This window comes from Pantoea sp. YR525 (genome assembly GCF_900116775.1).
Classification (GTDB): domain Bacteria; phylum Pseudomonadota; class Gammaproteobacteria; order Enterobacterales; family Enterobacteriaceae; genus Pantoea; species Pantoea symbiotica.
Map to the genome: position 1 here is coordinate 32,830 of NZ_FPBU01000014.1, position 19,754 is coordinate 52,583.

Consider the following 19,754-nt stretch of genomic DNA (forward strand, 5'->3'; position numbering starts at 1 on the left):
GTCACTATGTTTACTGACACCCTGAATAAATGCGCCGCCAACGCGGCGCGCATTGTGCGTACGGCGCAGCACAGCCCGCTGGCCTTCTGGATCAGCTCGGCGATGGCGGGCGCCTATGTTGGCCTGGCGATTATCCTGATCTTCACGCTCGGCAATCTGGTCGAACCGGCTTATCGTCCGCTGCTGATGGGCGCGACTTTCGGTATCGCCTTAACGCTGGTGATCATCGCCGGTTCCGAGCTGTTCACCGGTCACACTATGTTTCTGACCATCGGCGTGAAAGCCGGCAGCATCAAGCAAGGCCAGATGTGGTGCGTTCTGCCGCAAACCTGGCTGGGTAATCTTGTCGGTTCAGTATTGGTCGCACTGATTTATTACTATGCGGCGGGTCCGCTGCTGCCGAATGCCGGATCGCTGCTGCACAGCGCGGCGCTGGCGAAAACCACGCAGACAGCCATGGCGCTATTCTTTAAAGGCGCGCTATGTAACTGGCTGGTTTGTCTGGCGATTTGGATGGCGGTGCGTACCGAAGGAACGGCGAAGTTCATCGCCATCTGGTGGTGTTTGCTGGCGTTCATCGCTTCCGGCTACGAACACTCGATTGCCAATATGACGGTCTTTGCGCTGTCGTGGTTTGGTCAGCATAATGCGGACTTCACAATGAGCGGCATCGGCCACAACTTGCTGTGGGTGACGCTGGGCAATATGTTCTCCGGCATGGTGCTGATGGGCCTCGGTTATTGGTACGCCACACCGCAGGCGCAGCGCCCGCAGGCTGAAGCGCAAGCCGCGCCGCTCAAAATGGCATAACACTTTTTCAGCCCGCCTTGCGCGGGCTTTTTTCAGGATGAGCTATGGACTACTTTCCGCTGTTTTGCCGCCTGCAAGGCAAACGCTGTTTGCTGGTTGGCGGTGGCGATGTAGCAGAACGCAAAGCGCGTTTGTTGCTGGACGCCGGTGCCGATTTGCAGGTTGGCGCGCTGGATTTCTCCCCTGCTTTTCAGCAGTGGGCACAACAGGGAAAGGTGACCTTATTACCCGGCGCGTTTGATGAGCGCTGGCTCGAGGATTGTTGGCTGGTGATTGCCGCCACCGATAATGATGCGGTTAATCAGCAGGTTGGCGATGCGGCGGAGTTGCGTCGCATCTTCTGCAATCTGGTGGATGCACCGCAGGAAGCCAGCGCGATAATGCCATCGATTGTCGATCGTTCGCCGCTGATGATTGCCGTGTCGTCTGGCGGTCGCGCGCCGGTGCTGGCGCGTTTACTACGCGAAAAACTCGAAGCGATGCTGCCACAACATCTTGGTGAGTTAGCGTCATTAGCCGGATCGCTGCGCAGTCGCGTCAAACGCACCTTTAACAGCATGGCGCAGCGGCGTGCTTTCTGGGAGCGCTTCTTCGTGAGCGACCGGCTGGCGCAAACGCTGGCGAATAGCGATCGGCCACGCGCGGAACACATCGTCGAAACCTTGTTCGATGCGCCGCTGTCGCAGCAAGGCGAAGTGGTACTGGTCGGCGCCGGGCCGGGCGATGCGGGACTGTTGACGCTGAAAGGCTTGCAGCATATTCAGCAGGCCGATGTGGTGGTGTATGACCGCTTAGTCTCCGAGCCTATTCTCAATCTGGTACGCCGCGATGCGGAGCGCATCTTTGTTGGCAAACAAGCCGGCAATCACTGCGTACCGCAATCGCAGATCAACCAGGTTTTGCTTGAGCAGGCGCAGAGCGGCAAGCGCGTGGTGCGACTAAAAGGCGGCGATCCCTTTATCTTTGGTCGCGGTGGTGAAGAGCTGGAACTGCTGGCGCAGCATAACATCCCGTTTAGCGTGGTGCCGGGTATTACGGCCGCATCGGGCTGTTCTGCCTACAGCGGCATTCCGCTGACGCATCGCGACCACGCGCAGAGCGTGCGTTTCGTCACCGGTCATTTGCAGCAGCACGGCGAAATCGAGTGGCGCAAACTGGCGGCAGAGCAGCAAACGCTGGTGTTCTATATGGGGCTGGCGCAGGCGCCGGAAATCCAGCAGCAGCTGTTACAGCACGGCATGGATGCTGCGATGCCGGTAGCGATTGTGCAGAATGGCACCACGCCGCAGCAGCGCGTAGAGACCGCAACGCTGGCAGAACTGGCCACGCTGGCGCAGCAGTTTGCCAGTCCGGCTCTGATTATTGTTGGTCGCGTAGTGGAACTGCGTTCACAGTTACGCTGGTTCTGACACGGCAAAAAACTGTACAGCGCTGCGCTTTGTCGCCAGACTACAGGCCATCTTTCTCATCAATAAGGAGTTTCCATGCGCGTTGCTTCACTGGTTTGCGCGTTGTTATTGCCGTTGAGCGCGGTTGCTACCGCTGCACCCGTTACCTGGTCGAACGTGGTGGGTGAATGGCAAGTGGTGGCGGTAACGCCTAAGAAGGAAGTCGGCCAACTGTATATCAAGAATGATCCGCAGTTTATGGGCGCGCGCGTGGCGTTTAAGCCAAATGCGATAACCTGGACGCGCGGTACTGACGAGCGCAGCATCAATCCTTCTGTCGATAACTGCAACGGTAAACCGCGTCTCAGCGCCGCCAATGGCGCGGGACAGGATCGTGATTTCACCTTCCGTTATGGCTTCAATGTGAGCTGTGGCAATCAGGCGTGGGGACCTGCGCCAGGCGCGGTGATCAGCGTGCTGGCTGACGGTAACGCCCGCTTGTTCTGGGATGGCGCGGAACTGGCGTTACATCGCATCAAATAAAAAACGGCGGGTTAAATGACCCGCCGTTCTGTTCTATCCCGCTAGCCGCTTACGGCTGTGCGACAAAACCTACCGCTTCGTACACTTTCTTCAGCGTTTCCTGCGCATGGGCGCGGGCTTTCGCTGCGCCATCACGCATCACCTGATTCAGCAGCTCTTCGTCGTTACGGAAACGATGATAACGCTCCTGCAGTTCGGTCAGCATGCCAGAAACCGCTTCAGCAACTTCACCTTTCAGGTGGCCGTACATTTTGCCTTCGAACTCTTGCTCCAACTGCGCAATGCTTTTACCGGTCACGCCCGAGAGAATATCCAGCAGGTTAGAAACGCCGGCCTTCTCTTTAACGTCGTAGCGCACCACTGGCGGCTCGGCGGAATCAGTTACCGCGCGTTTGATCTTCTTCACCACCGCTTTGGTGTCTTCCAGCAGACCAATCACGTTATTACGGTTGTCGTCTGACTTGGACATTTTCTTGGTCGGCTCAAGCAGCGACATCACGCGTGCACCCGATTTCGGAATGAACGGCTCAGGCACTTTGAACACATCGCCATACAGCGCATTGAAACGCTGGGCGATGTCGCGGCTCAGCTCCAGATGCTGCTTCTGATCTTCGCCAACCGGTACCTGATTGGTTTGATACAGCAGGATATCGGCCGCCATCAGCACCGGATAATCAAACAGGCCTGCGGTGATGTTTTCCGAGTAGCGCGCGGATTTATCTTTAAACTGCGTCATGCGGCTCAGTTCGCCGAAATAGGCGTAACAGTTCAGCACCCAGCTCAGTTGCGCATGCTCTGGCACGTGCGACTGAACAAAGATGGTGCTCTTCGCCGGATCGATGCCGCAGGCAAGATAGAGCGCTAAGGTATCCAGCGTGGCTTTACGCAGCGCGGTTGGATCCTGACGTACGGTGATGGCGTGCAGATCGACGATGCAGTAAATGCAGTGGAAATCATCCTGCATCTGCACCCACTGACGCAGCGCACCCATATAGTTGCCAATGGTCAGTTCACCGGAAGGCTGGGCGCCGCTGAAAACGATGGGTTTGCTCATGTTATGTCCTGATAATCACAGCCCGATAGCGGGCAAAAGTTCGTCAAAAGAGTCGAGAGTTAAATCGGGTTGGCTTGTCGCAATCGGCTCACCGTAGTTGTAGCCAAAAGTCATACCGATGTTCGGTACGCCTGCCGCCTGGGCCGCGAGAATATCATTGCGGGAATCGCCGACAAACAGCAATTGTCCCGGAAGCACGCCAAAATGGCCGAGGACGAGGAAAATGGCCGCCGGATGGGGCTTTTTCACAATTACGTCGTCACCGCCGATAATCTGCGTGAAGTACTCGTCAATTCCAAGCGACTTCAGCAGCGGCGCCACAAACGGCGTGGGCTTGTTGGTGACGATCGCCAGCGGCAGGCCTTTCGCCTGTAAGGCCGCCAGCGTCTCCTTCACCTGCGGGAACAGCGTGCTGCCCGCTTCCACCGTTTGCGCGTAATACTTATCAAACAGCGCACGCGCGTCGCGTTGCTCTTCGGCATGCGGCTCGCGTCCCAGCGCCCAGGTCAGTGCGCGGGTCATCATCACGTCAGCGCCGTTACCAATCCAGGTCGAGGCCAATGCCAAACCCGGCGGCGGTAGCTGCAGATCGCTCAGCGCATGATCGATGGCTTGTGACAAACCGGGCGCGCTATCAACCAGCGTACCGTCGAGATCAAACGCCAGCGCGCGGATATCAGTGAAATGAGCCATTAACTTTCTCCAGTTCGCCACGCATCTCATCGATCACTTTTTTGTAATCCGGATGACCGAAGATCGCGGAACCGGCCACAAACATATCGGCACCGGCGGCAGCAATCTGGCCGATGTTATCGATCTTCACGCCGCCATCCACTTCCAGACGAATGTTGTAGCCACTCTCATCAATCAGGCGACGCGCCTGACGCAGTTTGTCGAGCGTACCGGGAATGAAGGATTGACCGCCGAAGCCTGGGTTCACCGACATCAGCAGAATGATATCCAGCTTATCCATCACATAATCGAGGTAGTCGAGCGGCGTCGCAGGGTTGAATACCAGACCCGCTTTGCAACCGTGCTCTTTGATCAGCTGCAGCGTGCGATCAACATGCTCGCTGGCTTCCGGGTGGAAAGTGATGAAGGTGGCGCCCGCTTTAGCGAATTCCGGGATCAATGCATCCACAGGTTTAACCATCAGATGCACATCAATAGGTGCAGTGATGCCGTAATCGCGCAGCGCTTTCAGCACCATCGGCCCCATCGTCAGATTGGGAACGTAGTGGTTGTCCATCACATCGAAATGGACCACATCACCACCTGCCGCCAGCGCTTTAGCTGTGTCTTCACCCAAACGCGCGAAGTCAGCAGCCAGAATTGAAGGGGCCAGTAAAAATTGTTTCATCCGATTCTCCCAATTTTGTGCGCCAGCCTGAGCTGGCGTAATGCCTTGGTCGCGGACGAAACAGGCTAGCGGAAAAGCGCCAGCAGTTCGTCGACTTGCGTGCGACCACTTATGCTTCGGCTGATGGAACGCCGGGCTTTGACTACGTGTAAATCCGCATTCTGATACCACTCACGCGTGAGCAGCGTATCGTGATTTGAAATCAGTACCGGGATGCGGTTTTGCTGCGCCAGCTTATTGGCCAGTTCCGCCAGATGCTGCTGCTCGCGCAGACTAAAACTGTTGGTGTGGTAAGCGGTAAAATTCGCTGTCGCCGAAAGCGGTGCATACGGCGGATCGCAATAAACCACTGAGCCTTCAACGGCGTTGTTCAGAGTAACATCGTACGATTCACAGACAAAGGTCGCTTTTTGCGCCCGTTCGGCAAACCATAACAACTCCGCTTCCGGGAAATACGGCTTGCGATAACGACCAAATGGCACGTTAAATTCACCGCGCAAATTGTAGCGGCAAAGCCCGTTATAACCGTGGCGATTGAGATACAGGAACAGCACCGCGCGCTGATATTCATCTTTGCTCGCATTAAAGGCGATGCGCTGCGCGTAGTAGGTTTCTGCCGTGTTGCCTTCAGCGTTGAAGAGCTGACGCGCGTCTTCTATGAAAGCCGCAGTTCGCGTTTTGACGATGTTATACAGATTGATGAGATCACCGTTGATGTCCGCCAGGTGATAGCGGTCATAATCGGTGTTGAGGAACACGGAACCGGCGCCGACAAAGGGTTCGATTAGACAATCACCTTGTGGCAAATGACGACGGATGTCATCAAGGAGCGGGTATTTTCCTCCGGCCCATTTCAGGAAAGCGCGATTTTTTTTCATGCTGTCGTGGTTATTACATCTTAATTATTGGCTGTGGTGAAACCGACAGCAGCTCTGCGCTTTAAACGGGGCCGCATGTTTGCGGCCCCACATCTCATTACTGACTTTCTTTCTTCACCTGGCTAAGCGGTTTTACCCACGGATTGGCTGCTCGCACTTCCGCTGGCAGCGATGCCACGGCGCGTTTCGCATCGGCTGGCGTGGCGTAAGCGCCGCTCACCAACACATACCAAGGCTCGCCGTTACGCGTGGTTTTATACACGTGATAACCGCTCAGGTTCTGTTTTCTCGCCCAGGCGTTCAGGCTCTCTTCTTTCGACGCACCGCTCAACTGCAGCGTGTAATTTCCGCCCGAAGGCAGCGATTTGCTGGCACCGCTGGTACTGGCAGGCGCGGAATTACGCGTCGCGGTGGTGCGGGTGTTGTTCTCTTTCACGGGTGCCGGTTTAGTGGCGGCCGGTGTTTTGTGCGGAGTCGATGCGTGCGTCTCGCGTGTACCGTTGTTGCTGGTGCGCGCTGGGGTTTCTGAACGCATTGCGGGTGGCGTAATCGCTTTACCGTTGCCGCTGACCGTGGCCGGCGCGGTTGGCAGCGAGCTATTACCCTGCGCGCCTTGTGCTGCGGCATCGACAGAACCTTGCTGATTATTCAGCGCAGTATTGAGATCGCCCGGCAGCGTGACACGCTGCTGGTTGGCTGGCGTATCCACAGGTGCAGCTTGCGTCGGCGTAGAGGAGACTGATGGCATCGAGATGGATTGGCCGTCGCTGCCCGCTGTGTTTTGCGGTGCGCTGCCATCAGCAGAAGGCGTGGCGTTTTGCTGGCCGCTCATGGACGTCGATCCCGAAAGGTCGATGTTCTTTTCGCTGCCACCGGCAGAAGGTGCCGCGCCATTATTTGCGGTATTGGTTGCAGGTTTCTTCTCGTCTGGGCCGGTTAATGCTGAACCAATTCCCAGCACCACCAACAGCAGAACCAAAATACCAATGCCCATCATCATATGTTGACGAGAAACCGGTACTTTCACTTTCGGCGCAGAAGACGATTTGCGTGGCCGCGTCGGACGGCGGTCACTGGCGTCAGGTTTTAACTCGTCTTCCGGTTTGAACTCATCCATTTAGCCTCCTCCGTAAAACGACGCGCTTCCCACACGCCGCATCACCACTCACTTCTAATATTCAGGGTTTCTGGCAATCGTTGATTGCTGCCAGCACCATATCATGTGCCACACCGCCACGCACTTCAGAGCGGCCAATAGCGAGAGGCAGCACCAGACGCAGTTCGCCCGCCAGCACTTTCTTATCGCGCATCATGTGTGGCAAATAATCTTCCGCCGCCATGCTCGCCGGGCCATGGACAGGCAAACCAGCACGCAACAGCAGCGCGATAATGCGATCGGTTTCAGCAGAGGTGAACTGCCCTAAACGTTCAGCGGTACGTGCGGCCATCACCATGCCAGCCGACACCGCTTCGCCGTGCAGCCAATTGCCGTAACCCATGTGCGCTTCAATCGCATGACCAAAAGTATGGCCCAGATTGAGCAGTGCACGTACGCCGGTTTCGCGCTCATCAGCCGCAACCACTTCTGCTTTAAGCTCGCAGCAGCGACGGATGCAGTAAGCCAGGGCCTTTTCATCCAGCGCCAGCAGAGCATCAAGGTTCTGCTCCAGCCACTGGAAGAATTCGCCATCAAGGATAATGCCGTATTTGATCACTTCCGCCAGACCGGACGCTAATTCGCGCGGTGGCAGAGTAGACAGGCAATGGGTATCCACCACGACAGACGCGGGCTGATAAAACGCCCCAATCATGTTTTTGCCGAGTGGATGGTTGACCGCGGTTTTTCCACCGACGGAGGAGTCAACCTGAGACAACAACGTGGTCGGCACCTGAATAAAGCGCACACCACGCTGATAGCTGGCTGCAGCAAAGCCGGTCAAGTCACCAATCACGCCACCACCAAGTGCAATCAACGTGGTATCACGACCGTGCGGCTTTTTCAGCAGCGCGGTGAATACCTCGTCCATGACCGCCAGCGTTTTGTACTGCTCACCATCAGGCAAAATGACCTGATCTACCTTAATGCCGGCATTGCTGAGCAGCGCTGACAGAGATTCAAGATAGCTCGGCGCCAGTGTCTGGTTTGTCACCAGCATGGCATTGTCGCCTGCTTTGAGCGGCCAAAAAGAAGCCGGATCGTTAAACAGTCCGGCAGCGATGGTGATGGGGTAACTGCGATCCCCGAGTGAGACAGTGATCTTCTCCATGATGACCGATACCTATTGCTGAGCCCTCAGGGCGCTGGATTAGTTCTTTTCCAGCATGTTGATGATCTGATTGGCCACCACTTTTGCACTTTGATCGTCAGTGCGAATAGTGACATCAGCGATCTCTTCATAAAGCGGATTACGTTCACCTGCGAGCGCTTCCAGTACTTCGCGCGGCGGTGATTCAACCTGCAACAGCGGACGCTTTTTATCACGCTGGGTTCGAGCAAGTTGCTTTTCGATGGTGGTTTCAAGGTATACGACCACACCGCGGGCGGAGAGACGATTACGGGTCTCGCGGGATTTGACTGAGCCGCCACCGGTCGCGAGGACAATGCCTTGCTTCTCGGTCAGCTCATTAATGATCTTTTCTTCACGATCGCGGAAGCCTTCTTCGCCTTCCACATCAAATACCCAGCCTACATCCGCTCCGGTGCGTCGCTCAATTTCCTGATCGGAATCGAAAAATTCCATATTGAGTTGCTGAGCCAACTGACGACCAATAGTGCTTTTGCCGGCACCCATCGGCCCAACCAGAAAGATATTGCGTTTCTCTGCCATTTTATCGGTATTACTAAGAATTCGTTGATGATACCCCGCGTTCAGCGTAGCTGGCGGGACAGGAACTGAGACCTCATGAGCGTTAACAAGAGTCAGACGGAAAATTATCTCAACACTCATGGCCGTTTGGCAACCGAATAAATTGCCCCCGGCGACCTCTTAACAGGACCGGTCTGTGGTTCGCGAGACGGTAACGCACCTCCGCTAATCCGCTATATTTCGTGCTACAGGCACGCTGGCCGGGGTCATCCACTGTAATCGCTTACCGATGTAAGCACAGTGCATTCACTCATTTAACGTCTTACTGGAGCTCGAATTATTTTGGAGATATTTCTTTTGACGTCAGTATCGCTTGTGACCAACGTCATTCGGAAGGTTATTCTGCCGCGTTCCGTTACACCGTTTTGAAAATCGCTAAACCTTGTAAGCTAATTCCAGCCCTGCGTCAACGCAGTTGGCCTCACAGAGCGAATTTTCCGCTTTATCCGGCAGTAAGCGCTGCTTCCCTGACCAGTCGGGGAGTAATAAAGATCACCAGCTCCTTTTTCTTCTGCTCATCGGTTTGCTGACGGAACAAATTGCCCAGTAACGGCAGATCGCCAAGCCAGGGCACGCGTTTTTCGCTCTGCGAACGCTGCTGCTGGAAAATGCCGCCCAGCGCTAAGGTTTCGCCATCGCGCAGCGTTACCTGAGTCTCGATCTCCTGCTTATCAATACTCAGCACCTGATTGTCGCCAATGTTTAGACTGCGTCCCGGCAAGTTCTGACTCAGCCGTAATTTGAGCTGGATGCGGCCATTTCCCAGCACCACTGGCGTCACCTCCATGCCCAAAACCGCTTCCTTAAATTCAATGGCCGTCGCGCCGCTGTTGCCTGATTTCACCTCATAAGGGATTTCCGTGCCCTGCTTGATGCTGGCGGTTTGCTGATGCGAGGTAAACAAGCGCGGACTGGCGATGATTTCGATTTGGTTCTCCTGCTCCAGCGCGCTCAGCTCGAGGTTGAGCAATTCGCCGCTGACCTGGCCCAACGTCACACCAGCGCGAAACGCCGGATTGCTCACCGCCAGTGGAATCTCAAGCAACGGGTTGCGAAGCGCTTGCGTCACCACTTCGGCCGGTGACGTGCCCCAGTTAACGCCCAGCTCACGCAGATGCTCTTCATTGATGGTGACGATGTGTGCGGTGAGCTCAACCTGCTCGAGCGGTAAATCCAACGCTTTTAACCAGCGTTCGGTGTCACGCAGCGCCTCAGCCGTGTCGCGCAGCAGCAAACTGTTGGTGCGGCTATCAACCGTGACGCTACCGCGCGGCGTCATCAACGAACGCTCGGCTTGCAGGCTACGATAAATATCGCTGGCGCTGGCGTAATGCAGCGTTACGGTTTGTTGCTCCAGCGGCGTTTGCTGCTTCTCCTCCTCGCGTTCCTCCTTTTCCTGTTGCACCTGCAGCTGTTGCCAGCTTTCCGGGTAGACCAGCAAAACGCCCTCTTCCTGCACCACGGTGAGTTTTGCCAGCTGTGTGACCAGAGCAAGTGCACGATCCCAACCAACATTATCTAATCGCAGCGATAGCCGACCTTCAACGCCCGGTGCGATCAGCAGGTTAGTCTGTTGATAATCGGCCAGCGCCTGCAAAATACGTTCAACCGGCGCATCATCAAACGTCAGGCTTAAGCGGTCGTCATTAGCGCGCAGCGGCATGCTCAGACACAGCAGCATCAGTAACGTCATCCATTTCATAGAAACCTCCTTTTATTACCCATGTAATTTGCTGCGGCGTGCAGCTTTGTGCTGCACTCAATACCAGCGTGCGCGACGTAAGCTGCACGACCTGCCAGGGCGACTGGGGTAAAGACGCTTGATCATTCAGCCGATGGCTTTTGCCTTGTGGCGACACCAGCCACGCCACGTAGTGCGTCGCCGTGCCAATAATGCCCTGCAAACGCCAGCCTTCTGGGGCAGCCACCTGCGCCTGACACAGCGTTTCTGCCAGCGGCTGAAAAGGGTCGCGCGCCAACGCCAGCGAGCTACAGAGCAATAACAGCAATGCGCTACTCCGCATCATCACTCTCCAGCCAAAGTTGCGTGTTCAACACGCCCTGCTCGGCTTGCAGCTGAAAGCGTTGTGGCACCGGTAATCGGGTGTTGGCTAATTCGCTAAACAACGGCAGAAATTGCGGCCAGATCAGCCTTAACTGCAGCTGTTGCGGTTGGCTATCCGGATGCCAGGCTTCCAGCTGATTGCCGCGCGCCACCACGATTCGCTCCAGCGTTTGCTGAGCGTCTGCATCCTTCTTAGGTTGCTGAAGCAGACTAATCTCGCTCTGCAAGGCATCAATCGCCGGAAGTGAAGCCAGCTGTTTTAGCCGCTGTTGCTGCTGTTGCCGCATCTGTTCCAACTGCCGCGCTTGCACTTCACGCATCTGCTGCTGCGGACGAAGCAGCACAATCCACATCAGCGCAAACAGCAGCAGCGATAACATCAGCAGCCAAACCATACGCAGTGGCAGCGTTAGCATCAGCCAGCGCTGCAGGAGTTCATTCATCTGTCGCCTCCTGCACCCGCGCATGCAAAGCAAAGCGATAGTCGCCACCCGTCTCGCGCTTTACACTGCCCTGCTTTACGCTGCTGAACAGCGGCTGGGTGATCAGCTGATGACGAAAATCACTGACCGCCGCCATGCTCTGCGCCTGCCCTTCCAGCACCAATTGCCCTTGCCGGCGTTCGAGGCGATTCAGCCACAAGGTGTCAGGCATTAACTGCGGCAGTTGCTGCCAAAAATGCTGCCAGCGCTGATGCTGATCTTGCCGTTGCAGCTGTTCCTGCTGCGCCTGGAGCAGTGATTCACGCAGCTTCAACAGCGATTGCTGCTGTTCCAGCTGTTGCTGCAGTGCGCTGAGGATAAAGGTGATATCCATCAGTGCGTCCGTCTGTTGCTGCCGCGCAATAACGCCACGCCACCATAATAATGAGAGGACCAGCAAGGTCACCGCCACCGTAAGCAATAGCAGCGAGATGCTCTGCTGGCGCCGCCGCTGCGATTGCTGAATGCGCCAGGGAAGCAGGTTAACCGCCAGCATCAGACATCCTCCGGGCGCAGCGCCAGCCCAAGCGCGATGGTAAAAATACCTTCCTGCACGGGCAGCGGCGGTTGCAGGTAATGCAGCAGCGAAAAGGGTTTACAGCGTTTAACCTGCTCCTCGGGCAAAACCAGGTTTGAGGTGCAGAACACGCTTTCCATCTGCGGGAAGGTTTCGCGCAGTTGCGCGAGGTTGAGAGGTTCGGTGGCCGCGCCTGAAGTGGTACTTTCACCCGCCAGCGTCCACAGCCAATGATCGCTAAGCGGATGAATCATTAACTGGTTGTGGCGTAACGGCAGGCGCATGGCGATCTGCGTCAGCGCCAGGCTGCTCAGTTCGAACACGTCCGGGCGCAGACCGGCCTGCTTGAGCGGCGTCAGCCATTGTGCAATCACCTCACGCCGCGCGGCGGTGACGCACAGCGAAGAATCTTTGCCCGGCGAGCGATAATCCAGCGACAGCGAAGCGGGCTCGACGGGAAACAGGCGCTGTGCGGAAGCCGCCACATAGCGCCCCAGCGCGGGCTCACGCAGCGAGGTTTCCGGCATGGGCAAAGTGCGTTGCAATACCAACTGCGGCGGCAGGCCAACGCGCAGTGAATAGCGTTTCGGCAGATGGCGCTGCCAGCGCCCTAACATATCCAGTAACGCAGGCGTGGTTTGCAGCACGCCGTTTCTTAACGTATCTTGCGGCAGCGTTTGTTGCCACCAGTGTCGCAACTGCCAACCATGACGTCGACGTTCGATGCCAAGGGCGCACAGTTGCCCGTTTTGGATGTCCAGTCCAATTTGCCAGCGCTGAAAAGCCATACGCATGATCTCCTTATCATTGAAGGTAATGAGCTCCAATACCCGGCCAACTTCAATTATTGCGGGTATATCAAAGCGTCAGGCTTGTCTTTATACTACCGCGCGGTTGCTTATAAACTGCTCAAACGACAACAGATGGGAATTCTCAGGTGAAGTTCGTAAAGTATTTATTGATCCTTGCAGTGTGTTGCATTTTGCTGGGAGCCGGCACGGTTTATGGTTTGTACAAATACATAGAGCCGCAGCTGCCTGATGTGAACACATTGAAAGATGTGCGCCTGCAAACTCCTATGCAGGTTTACAGCGCGGATGGCGATTTGATCGCCCAATACGGCGAGAAGCGCCGTGTCCCGCTGACCCTACAACAGATGCCGCCTGAGTTAATCAAAGCGTTTATTGCCACCGAAGATAGCCGTTTCTACGAGCATCACGGTGTCGATCCGGTGGGGATTTTCCGTGCAGCCAGCATTGCGCTGATGTCCGGTCACGCCTCGCAGGGCGCCAGTACCATTACTCAGCAGTTGGCGCGTAACTTCTTCCTCAGCCCTGAACGCACCTTGATGCGTAAGATTAAGGAAGCGTTTCTCGCGATCCGTATCGAACAGTTGCTGAGCAAAGATGAAATTCTTGAGCTCTATCTCAACAAGATTTATCTCGGCTATCGCGCGTACGGCGTGGGCGCGGCGGCGCAGGTCTACTTTGGTAAACCTATTGATCAACTGTCGCTGAGTGAAATGGCGATGATTGCAGGATTGCCGAAAGCCCCTTCGACCTTCAACCCGCTCTACTCTCATACGCGTGCGCTGGCGCGTCGTAATGTGGTGCTGGCGCGTATGCTGGACCAAAACTACATCACGCAGCAGCAATATAACGACGCGCGTAACACGCCGCTGGCGGCCAGCTATCACGGCCCGGAAATCGCTTTCTCTGCACCATACTTAAGTGAAATGGTGCGTCAGGAGATGGTGAAGCGTTACGGCGACAGCGCTTATGAAGATGGCTACAAGGTTTACACCACCGTTACTCGCCATCTGCAGGAAGCTGCGCAGCAGGCGGTGCGTAACAATGTGATGGCGTACGACATGCGCCACGGTTATCGCGGCCCGACCAACGTACTGTGGAAAGTGGGCGAAGCGAGCTGGGATCAAACCCGCATCCAGAACGCGCTGAAAAATCTGCCGACTTACGGACCGCTGAATGCTGCGGTGATCACCAGCGCCAGCGCCGATCAAGCCACGGCAATGCTGAAAGATGGCAGCAGCGTCACGCTGAATATGGCGGGCGTGCGCTGGGCGCGTGCTTACAAATCTGACACGCTGCAAGGCCCTACGCCACGTAGCGTGACGCAGGTGCTGCAAGCTGGTCAGCAGATTTGGGTGCGTAAAGTGAATGATGATTGGTGGCTCGGCCAGGTTCCGGCGGTGAACTCCGCGCTGGTGTCACTCAATCCAGAAGATGGTGCGGTTCGCGCGCTGGTCGGCGGCTTCGACTTCAACCAGAGCATGTTCAACCGCGCGACCCAGGCGCTGCGCCAGGTGGGCTCCAACATCAAGCCATTCCTGTATACCGCAGCGATGGATCGCGGTTTAACCCTGGCATCGATTCTCAATGACGTACCGATTTCGCGCTGGGATGCCGGTGCAGGTGCCGATTGGCGTCCGAAGAACTCACCGCCTACTTATGCGGGTCCAATCCGTTTGCGTCAGGGCTTAGGCGAGTCGAAAAACGTGGTGATGGTGCGTGCGATGCGTGCGATGGGCGTGGATTACGCGGCGGAATATCTGCAGCGTTTCGGCTTCCCGGCGCAGAACATCGTGCATACCGAATCGTTAGCGTTAGGCGCCGCGTCCTTTACCCCAATGCAGGTGGTTCGTGGCTACGCGGTGATGGCGAACGGCGGCTTCCTGGTCGACCCGTACTTCATCACTAAGATTGAGAACGAACAAGGCGGCGTGATCTTTGAAGAGAAACCGAAGATTGCCTGTCCGCAGTGCAACTTGCCGGTGATCTATGGCGATACCAAAAAGTCGGTCGCGCTGAACGAAGAGAGCGTCGAGAATGTCGCGACCTCCGATCAATCGCAGAACCAAACCGTGCCGCAGCCGGAGCTGGAGCAAGTTCCTGCCCAACCGCAGCCGGGTGGCGAGCAGCAGTATGCCCCGCACGTGATCAACACGCCGCTGTCATTCCTGATCAAGAGCGCGCTGAACACCAACATCTTCGGCGAACCAGGCTGGATGGGAACGGGCTGGCGTGCCGGTCGTGACCTGAAGCGTAATGATATCGGCGGCAAAACCGGTACCACCAACAGCTCGAAAGATGCGTGGTTCTCCGGTTACGGTCCGGGCGTGGTGACGTCGGTGTGGATTGGTTTCGATGATTCACGCGCGCTGGGTCGCTCAACCATGTCAGGCGCGATTCCGGATCAGATCTCCGGTTACGAAGGCGGCGCGAAGAGTGCACAGCCAGCGTGGGATGACTATATGAAATCCGCGCTGGAAGGCGTGCCGGTGCAGCCGCTGACACCGCCAGATGGCGTGGTCACCGTTAACATCGATCGCGGCACCGGCAAGTTGGCCAATGGCGGCAACTCGCGTCAGGAGTACTTCATCAACGGCACGCAGCCAACGGAGTATTCGGTGCATGATGTGGGCACCACCATCATGGACAACGGCCAAAGCCACGAACTGTTCTGATCAAAAAAGCCGGCAAATTTGCCGGCTTTCTTTTTTATACCATGATGAAATTTAGTAGCTTAAACGGCCCTGCTTCACCAGCCACTCGCGCACCATAAACAGCGCACTGACGTTACGCGCTTCGCGGAAGTCCGGTTCCTCCAGCAGCGCCAGCAGATTATTCAGCGGCCAACGATGGACGATTAGCGGCTCCGGCTCATCACCTTCCAGTTTCTCTTCGTACAACCCTTCCGCCACTACAATATTCATCTTGCTGGAGAAATATGAGGGTGCCATGGTCAGCTTGCCCAGCGCTTCCAGCTTGGTGGCACCAAATCCCGCTTCTTCTTTCAGTTCGCGATCGGCCGCTTCAAAGGCGCTTTCGCCGGGATCGATCAGCCCTTTCGGAAAGCCCAGTTCGTAACTTTCCAGACCGACGGCGTACTCCTGAATCAGGATCACGTCATCGCCAATAATCGGCACAATCATCACCGCTTCACGATCGGAAGGTTTCATGCGTTCATAGACGCGGCGCGCGCCATTACTGAAAGCGAGATCGACCGCTTCGATAGTGAACAGGCGGGAGCGGGCCACCGCTGCCACATTGAGGATGTCAGGTTTTTTCATTGGGGTTTTCATATCAGCCTCAAACTTAGCACAACCCTGTGAAACGTGATGACGCCAGCATACCGAAGCCAGAACTATTGTGCGACACGCAGCGTAAGTAAACTATGGTGACACACATTCACTTACGGCTGCTAACAACTTCTTGTTATCTATGCAATTAAAAATTCACAATAAGTCAACGGTGTATTGTTAAATTCAGAAAATACCGATATTTAATTGAGTCATGTCTGGTTAACATCCCGTTGAGGAATAATCTAACAAACTATAATTAAATGATTTTGCGCGTTATTTTATCTGACTTTTCCCTTGTCAGAATGACATCTGCTCGCCAAAATTGACTTGTATTGATGGATTCACCGGGAGTAAATCGTTAACGTGAAGGCAGTTTTTTGGCTGGATTGAGCAAAGCATGAGCACTTACATTGTCATTCTGGCTGTCATGCTCGCCTGTTCCCTCTTAGCAGGTATCGGCTATTGGTACGCTATGCGGCATCGTCCGCCGTTGGCGAAACCGCTGCCGTTTATCAGTCCGCCTAATCGCAAGCTCACCGACGAAGAACGCACCGCTGTTGAAAAGTACATCGCGCTCATCGCCAAACAGCAGCAACACAGCAGCGCACGCTCGGCAAAGAAGTCGCGCGAACCTGAAGCGCTGACGCTCACCGCGCAAAGCAACAATGTTTACCCTGTCACCCGTTCCATTACCCGCTATGGCCTCTCCACCGACGATCCGCAGAAATGGCGCTACTATCTCGACGAAGTCGAAGTGCATCTGCCGCCGCTGTGGGAACAGTACATCGCCGAAGAGAACTACGTAGAGCTGATCCGCACGCAAACGCTGCCGCTGGTGATTTCACTCAACGGACATTCGCTGGTGAATTACGCCGTGGAACAACCGGCGCTGCCGCCGCTGGTGCGTCCGATGTCCACCAACGCATCGATTCGCAAAGAAGAGAGCGAAAACGTTGAGTTGCTGCAGGTACGCAAAGAGACCTCGGAAGAGTATCAACTGTCACGCGCCGACGGCACGCGCGAAGCGGTCGCCATCTGTTTCGCTTTCCTGCTGTTCTTCCTGAGTCTGGTGCTGCCCGGCAGCCTGATGGGTTGGATTGCCCTGCTCGGCTGCCTGATGATCGCCGTCAGCCTGTGGTTCCTCTATCGCTTCCCTGGCGCCAAAGGCTTACGTGATGTGCATTGCCTGCGCGGCGCGCCTAAGCGCTGGGGCCTGTTTGGTGAATCCAATCAGGAGCAGAGCAACATCTCGCTGGGTATTATCGATTTAATCTATCCCGCGCACTGGCAGCCGTATGTGGCGCATGATTTAGGCCAGACCACCGACGTCGAGATGTATCTCAATCGTCAAGTGGTGCGTCAGGGTCGCTTCCTGTCGCTGCAGGATGAAGTGCGTAATTTCCCGGTGCAGCGCTGGCGTAAAAATCTGGTGCTGGCATGCGGTTCGCTGCTGGTGCTGGTGATGCTGTTCACCTGGATTCCTCTCAGCATGCCGATCAAGCTCAGCCTTGCGTGGGTCAAAGGCACCGAAAGCATTGAAGTGAATAGCGTGGATAAGTTGAATGCGCTGCCGCTGCACATCGGCGATAGCCTGAAAGTGGCTGGCACCGGCATGTGTTCGGTGCCGGGCAATTACCAAAGCAATCGCAGCTACGCTTATATGCCGTTCGACTGCTCAGCAATTTACTGGAATAACGCCGCGCCGCTGCCACAGCCGCAATCGGATATCATCGATAAAGCCTCCGCGCTGCTCGATACCACTACGCGCCAGCTGCATCCGGAAACTAACACCGATCCCAAACTCAACCCGCAGCTGGCCTCGGCGATTCAGAAATCCGGCATGATTCTGCTGGATGATTTCTCCGATTTGGTACTGAAAACTCAGGATCTATGCAGCCAGCAGCAGGATTGTGTACGCCTGAAAAATGCGCTGGTGAATCTCGGCAACGCTAAAGATTGGGATTCACTGATTCACCGAGCGGATTCCGGCAAGCTGAATGGCATGAACGTGCTGCTGCGTCCGGTGAGTGCCGAAGCGCTGGAAAACCTGGTGAACACCGCCACGTCCAGCTTCTTCGCGCGTGAAACGCGTCGCGCGGCGGAAAACCTCAACAGCCCGCCGCCGGGTGGCTTCCTGATTATCAGTGATGAAGGTCGTCAGATGGTGACGCAGCCGCAGCCATCGGTCGCGCTGTTTGATCTTGATGCACCTTCACAATGGCGCGAACTGCAACGCATGTCCGGCATGCTGCTGCACACGCCGTTCGCCGCCAGCGGTATCATCACCAGCATTACTACCGATGCCAACGGCACACGCCATATCGCGTTGCATAACGAGCCGGATGCCATGGCGCAGTGGCGCTATTTGGGCACCGCGCTGTTGATGCTGGTGCTGATTGCCAGCGCGGTGATAAACGGCTTGCTGGCGCTGCGTCGTATTCATCGTAATCGCCTGCGCATGGCGGAAATTCAGCAGTATTACGATAAGTGCTTCAACCACAATCTGAACACTATGCAGAGCGTGCGCTCGCTGTTCTGAGCCCTTCCCTTCTGTGCTACCCTGTCGCCCACTTTTTTGCGGCGAGAAAGAAAATGCAGGTTACGCTTAACTGGTCAGAGATTGATACCGTGCTGCTGGATATGGACGGCACCTTGCTCGATCTCGCCTTCGACCGTCACTTCTGGCTGGAACATGTTCCGGAAACCTTGAGCCGCGAACGCGCCATCACGCTGGGCGAAGCGCATCAGCTGATTGAGCAGAAGTATCAGGCCGTGATGCATACGCTAAACTGGTATTGTCTCGATTACTGGTCGCAGGAGCTGGCGCTGGATATTCGCGCCATGACGTGGGAGAAGCGCCACCGCGCGGCAATGCGTGAAGATACGCTGCCGCTGTTGCAGGCGCTGCGTGCCGCAGGTAAACGCACCATTCTGCTGACCAATGCGCATCCCTACAATCTGGATGTGAAACTGGAGCAGACCGGATTAGCTGCCCACCTTGATTTATTACTTTCCACCCATACCTTTGGATATCCGAAAGAGGATCCGCGTCTCTGGCAGGCCGTTCAGCAACATACTGCGTTTGACAGCGCGCGCACGCTATTCATTGATGACAGCGAAGCGATTCTGGATGCAGCGACAAGTTGGGGCATTCGCTGGTGCTTAGGCGTCAGCAATCCGGATTCCGGTCGGCCCGATCAATCTTTCCAGCGTCATCCGGCGGTAGGCGATTATCGTCAATTGTGCGAGACGCTGCGTTAAAGCAGGAGCCGCAATACCATGAAAGAGAAAGTGAGCGAAGGCGTGCGCCTCGATAAATGGCTGTGGGCCGCGCGCTTCTATAAAACCCGTGCGCTGGCACGTGAAATGGTGGAAGGCGGTAAAGTGCATTACAACGGCCAGCGCAGCAAGCCAAGCAAACTGGTGGAGTTGAATGCCGAATTAACGCTGCGTCAGGGCAACGATGAGCGCACGGTGGTGATCACCGCAGTGACCGATCAGCGCCGCCCGGCCAGCGAAGCCCAGGCGCTGTATGCCGAAACCGCCGCCAGCATCGACAAGCGCGAGAAAACTGCGCTGGCACGCAAGATGAATTCACTAACCATGCCGCACCCCGATCGTCGCCCGGATAAGAAAGAGCGCCGCGATCTGATGAAATTTAAATTGTCGGGCGATAAATAACGCGCCC

20 protein-coding genes are annotated in these 19,754 nt (G+C 55.9%); 7 read left to right on the forward strand and 13 right to left on the reverse strand.

The window, feature by feature from the left end; all coding sequences use genetic code 11:
- The first annotated feature begins 6 nt into the window (after nt 1-6).
- The 3 genes from nirC to BM323_RS22425 all read left to right on the forward strand — a co-directional run bounded on the left by nirC (nt 7) and on the right by BM323_RS22425 (nt 2,741).
- Nucleotides 7-810 (forward strand): nitrite transporter NirC, encoded by an 804-nt coding sequence (gene nirC, locus BM323_RS22415; RefSeq protein ID WP_008101796.1) that lies wholly within the window; start codon nt 7-9, stop codon nt 808-810.
- 44 nt (nt 811-854) lie between these two features.
- Nucleotides 855-2,219, forward strand: coding sequence for a siroheme synthase CysG (gene cysG / locus BM323_RS22420; protein WP_008101794.1), 1,365 nt, complete (start codon nt 855-857; stop codon nt 2,217-2,219).
- A gap of 75 nt (nt 2,220-2,294) precedes the next feature.
- Nucleotides 2,295-2,741: a hypothetical protein gene (locus BM323_RS22425; protein WP_008101792.1), complete on the forward strand. Its 447-nt coding sequence runs from the start codon at nt 2,295-2,297 to the stop codon at nt 2,739-2,741.
- A gap of 49 nt (nt 2,742-2,790) precedes the next feature.
- On the opposite strand, the gene trpS is transcribed toward BM323_RS22425, so the two are convergent.
- The 12 genes from trpS to pilM all read right to left on the reverse strand — a co-directional run bounded on the left by trpS (nt 2,791) and on the right by pilM (nt 12,752).
- Nucleotides 2,791-3,795 (reverse strand): tryptophan--tRNA ligase, encoded by a 1,005-nt coding sequence (trpS, locus tag BM323_RS22430; protein ID WP_008107881.1) that lies wholly within the window; start codon nt 3,793-3,795, stop codon nt 2,791-2,793.
- A gap of 15 nt (nt 3,796-3,810) precedes the next feature.
- A complete protein-coding gene (locus tag BM323_RS22435) occupies nt 3,811-4,488 on the reverse strand; it encodes a phosphoglycolate phosphatase (protein WP_008107882.1) in 678 nt (225 codons plus the stop codon).
- A complete protein-coding gene (gene rpe / locus BM323_RS22440; protein WP_008107883.1) occupies nt 4,472-5,155 on the reverse strand; it encodes a ribulose-phosphate 3-epimerase in 684 nt (227 codons plus the stop codon). The genes BM323_RS22435 and rpe overlap by 17 nt, the downstream gene beginning before the upstream one ends.
- Nucleotides 5,156-5,220: 65 nt before the next feature.
- Entirely contained in the window at nt 5,221-6,033 is an 813-nt protein-coding gene (gene dam, locus BM323_RS22445) for an adenine-specific DNA-methyltransferase (protein ID WP_008107884.1), read from the reverse strand.
- 97 nt (nt 6,034-6,130) lie between these two features.
- Nucleotides 6,131-7,150 (reverse strand): SPOR domain-containing protein, encoded by a 1,020-nt coding sequence (locus BM323_RS22450; RefSeq protein ID WP_008107885.1) that lies wholly within the window; start codon nt 7,148-7,150, stop codon nt 6,131-6,133.
- A 61-nt stretch (nt 7,151-7,211) separates the two neighbouring features.
- The gene (gene aroB, locus BM323_RS22455; protein WP_008107886.1) at nt 7,212-8,300 is read right to left on the reverse strand and encodes a 3-dehydroquinate synthase; all 1,089 of its coding nucleotides are present in this window, start codon (nt 8,298-8,300) and stop codon (nt 7,212-7,214) included.
- 39 nt (nt 8,301-8,339) lie between these two features.
- Nucleotides 8,340-8,861, reverse strand: coding sequence for a shikimate kinase AroK (gene aroK, locus BM323_RS22460; protein ID WP_008107887.1), 522 nt, complete (start codon nt 8,859-8,861; stop codon nt 8,340-8,342).
- A gap of 481 nt (nt 8,862-9,342) precedes the next feature.
- A complete protein-coding gene (gene hofQ, locus BM323_RS22465; RefSeq protein ID WP_008107888.1) occupies nt 9,343-10,602 on the reverse strand; it encodes a DNA uptake porin HofQ in 1,260 nt (419 codons plus the stop codon).
- Entirely contained in the window at nt 10,547-10,927 is a 381-nt protein-coding gene (locus BM323_RS22470; RefSeq protein WP_238541738.1) for a HofP DNA utilization family protein, read from the reverse strand. The genes hofQ and BM323_RS22470 overlap by 56 nt, the downstream gene beginning before the upstream one ends.
- The gene (locus tag BM323_RS22475; protein ID WP_008107892.1) at nt 10,914-11,408 is read right to left on the reverse strand and encodes a HofO family protein; all 495 of its coding nucleotides are present in this window, start codon (nt 11,406-11,408) and stop codon (nt 10,914-10,916) included. Before BM323_RS22475 ends, BM323_RS22470 begins: the two co-directional genes overlap by 14 nt.
- Complete coding sequence (locus tag BM323_RS22480) at nt 11,401-11,943, reverse strand: PilN domain-containing protein (protein WP_008107894.1); 543 nt, start codon at nt 11,941-11,943, stop codon at nt 11,401-11,403. The genes BM323_RS22475 and BM323_RS22480 overlap by 8 nt, the downstream gene beginning before the upstream one ends.
- Complete coding sequence (pilM, locus tag BM323_RS22485; RefSeq protein ID WP_008107895.1) at nt 11,943-12,752, reverse strand: pilus assembly protein PilM; 810 nt, start codon at nt 12,750-12,752, stop codon at nt 11,943-11,945. The genes BM323_RS22480 and pilM overlap by 1 nt, the downstream gene beginning before the upstream one ends.
- A gap of 149 nt (nt 12,753-12,901) precedes the next feature.
- On the opposite strand from pilM, the gene mrcA reads away from it, so the two are divergent.
- Entirely contained in the window at nt 12,902-15,448 is a 2,547-nt protein-coding gene (gene mrcA, locus BM323_RS22490; RefSeq protein WP_008107896.1) for a peptidoglycan glycosyltransferase/peptidoglycan DD-transpeptidase MrcA, read from the forward strand.
- A gap of 51 nt (nt 15,449-15,499) precedes the next feature.
- On the opposite strand, the gene nudE is transcribed toward mrcA, so the two are convergent.
- Nucleotides 15,500-16,066, reverse strand: a complete 567-nt coding sequence (gene nudE / locus BM323_RS22495) for an ADP compounds hydrolase NudE (protein ID WP_008107898.1) — start codon at nt 16,064-16,066, stop codon at nt 15,500-15,502.
- Nucleotides 16,067-16,463: 397 nt separating this feature from the next.
- Here nudE and BM323_RS22500 point away from each other — a divergent pair, with 397 nt between their 5' ends.
- The 3 genes from BM323_RS22500 to hslR are packed head-to-tail and all read left to right on the forward strand — an operon-like array spanning nt 16,464 to nt 19,747.
- Nucleotides 16,464-18,605: an intracellular growth attenuator family protein gene (locus BM323_RS22500; RefSeq protein ID WP_008107900.1), complete on the forward strand. Its 2,142-nt coding sequence runs from the start codon at nt 16,464-16,466 to the stop codon at nt 18,603-18,605.
- Between the two features lie 53 nt (nt 18,606-18,658).
- A complete protein-coding gene (gene yrfG, locus BM323_RS22505) occupies nt 18,659-19,327 on the forward strand; it encodes a GMP/IMP nucleotidase (protein ID WP_008107903.1) in 669 nt (222 codons plus the stop codon).
- A gap of 18 nt (nt 19,328-19,345) precedes the next feature.
- The gene (hslR, locus tag BM323_RS22510) at nt 19,346-19,747 is read left to right on the forward strand and encodes a ribosome-associated heat shock protein Hsp15 (protein ID WP_008107905.1); all 402 of its coding nucleotides are present in this window, start codon (nt 19,346-19,348) and stop codon (nt 19,745-19,747) included.
- The last annotated feature ends 7 nt before the right edge of the window (nt 19,748-19,754 follow it).

What these genes read in the sequence shown, in the direction of transcription:
- nirC (WP_008101796.1), top strand. Translation starts at nt 7, where the DNA reads ATGTTTACTGACACCCTGAATAAATGCGCCGCCAACGCGGCGCGCATT.
- cysG (WP_008101794.1), top strand. Translation starts at nt 855, where the DNA reads ATGGACTACTTTCCGCTGTTTTGCCGCCTGCAAGGCAAACGCTGTTTG.
- BM323_RS22425 (WP_008101792.1), top strand. Translation starts at nt 2,295, where the DNA reads ATGCGCGTTGCTTCACTGGTTTGCGCGTTGTTATTGCCGTTGAGCGCG.
- trpS (WP_008107881.1), bottom strand. Translation starts at nt 3,795, where the DNA reads ATGAGCAAACCCATCGTTTTCAGCGGCGCCCAGCCTTCCGGTGAACTG.
- BM323_RS22435 (WP_008107882.1), bottom strand. Translation starts at nt 4,488, where the DNA reads ATGGCTCATTTCACTGATATCCGCGCGCTGGCGTTTGATCTCGACGGT.
- rpe (WP_008107883.1), bottom strand. Translation starts at nt 5,155, where the DNA reads ATGAAACAATTTTTACTGGCCCCTTCAATTCTGGCTGCTGACTTCGCG.
- dam (WP_008107884.1), bottom strand. Translation starts at nt 6,033, where the DNA reads ATGAAAAAAAATCGCGCTTTCCTGAAATGGGCCGGAGGAAAATACCCG.
- BM323_RS22450 (WP_008107885.1), bottom strand. Translation starts at nt 7,150, where the DNA reads ATGGATGAGTTCAAACCGGAAGACGAGTTAAAACCTGACGCCAGTGAC.
- aroB (WP_008107886.1), bottom strand. Translation starts at nt 8,300, where the DNA reads ATGGAGAAGATCACTGTCTCACTCGGGGATCGCAGTTACCCCATCACC.
- aroK (WP_008107887.1), bottom strand. Translation starts at nt 8,861, where the DNA reads ATGGCAGAGAAACGCAATATCTTTCTGGTTGGGCCGATGGGTGCCGGC.
- hofQ (WP_008107888.1), bottom strand. Translation starts at nt 10,602, where the DNA reads ATGAAATGGATGACGTTACTGATGCTGCTGTGTCTGAGCATGCCGCTG.
- BM323_RS22470 (WP_238541738.1), bottom strand. Translation starts at nt 10,927, where the DNA reads ATGATGCGGAGTAGCGCATTGCTGTTATTGCTCTGTAGCTCGCTGGCG.
- BM323_RS22475 (WP_008107892.1), bottom strand. Translation starts at nt 11,408, where the DNA reads ATGAATGAACTCCTGCAGCGCTGGCTGATGCTAACGCTGCCACTGCGT.
- BM323_RS22480 (WP_008107894.1), bottom strand. Translation starts at nt 11,943, where the DNA reads ATGCTGGCGGTTAACCTGCTTCCCTGGCGCATTCAGCAATCGCAGCGG.
- pilM (WP_008107895.1), bottom strand. Translation starts at nt 12,752, where the DNA reads ATGGCTTTTCAGCGCTGGCAAATTGGACTGGACATCCAAAACGGGCAA.
- nudE (WP_008107898.1), bottom strand. Translation starts at nt 16,066, where the DNA reads ATGAAAACCCCAATGAAAAAACCTGACATCCTCAATGTGGCAGCGGTG.
- BM323_RS22500 (WP_008107900.1), top strand. Translation starts at nt 16,464, where the DNA reads ATGAGCACTTACATTGTCATTCTGGCTGTCATGCTCGCCTGTTCCCTC.
- yrfG (WP_008107903.1), top strand. Translation starts at nt 18,659, where the DNA reads ATGCAGGTTACGCTTAACTGGTCAGAGATTGATACCGTGCTGCTGGAT.
- hslR (WP_008107905.1), top strand. Translation starts at nt 19,346, where the DNA reads ATGAAAGAGAAAGTGAGCGAAGGCGTGCGCCTCGATAAATGGCTGTGG.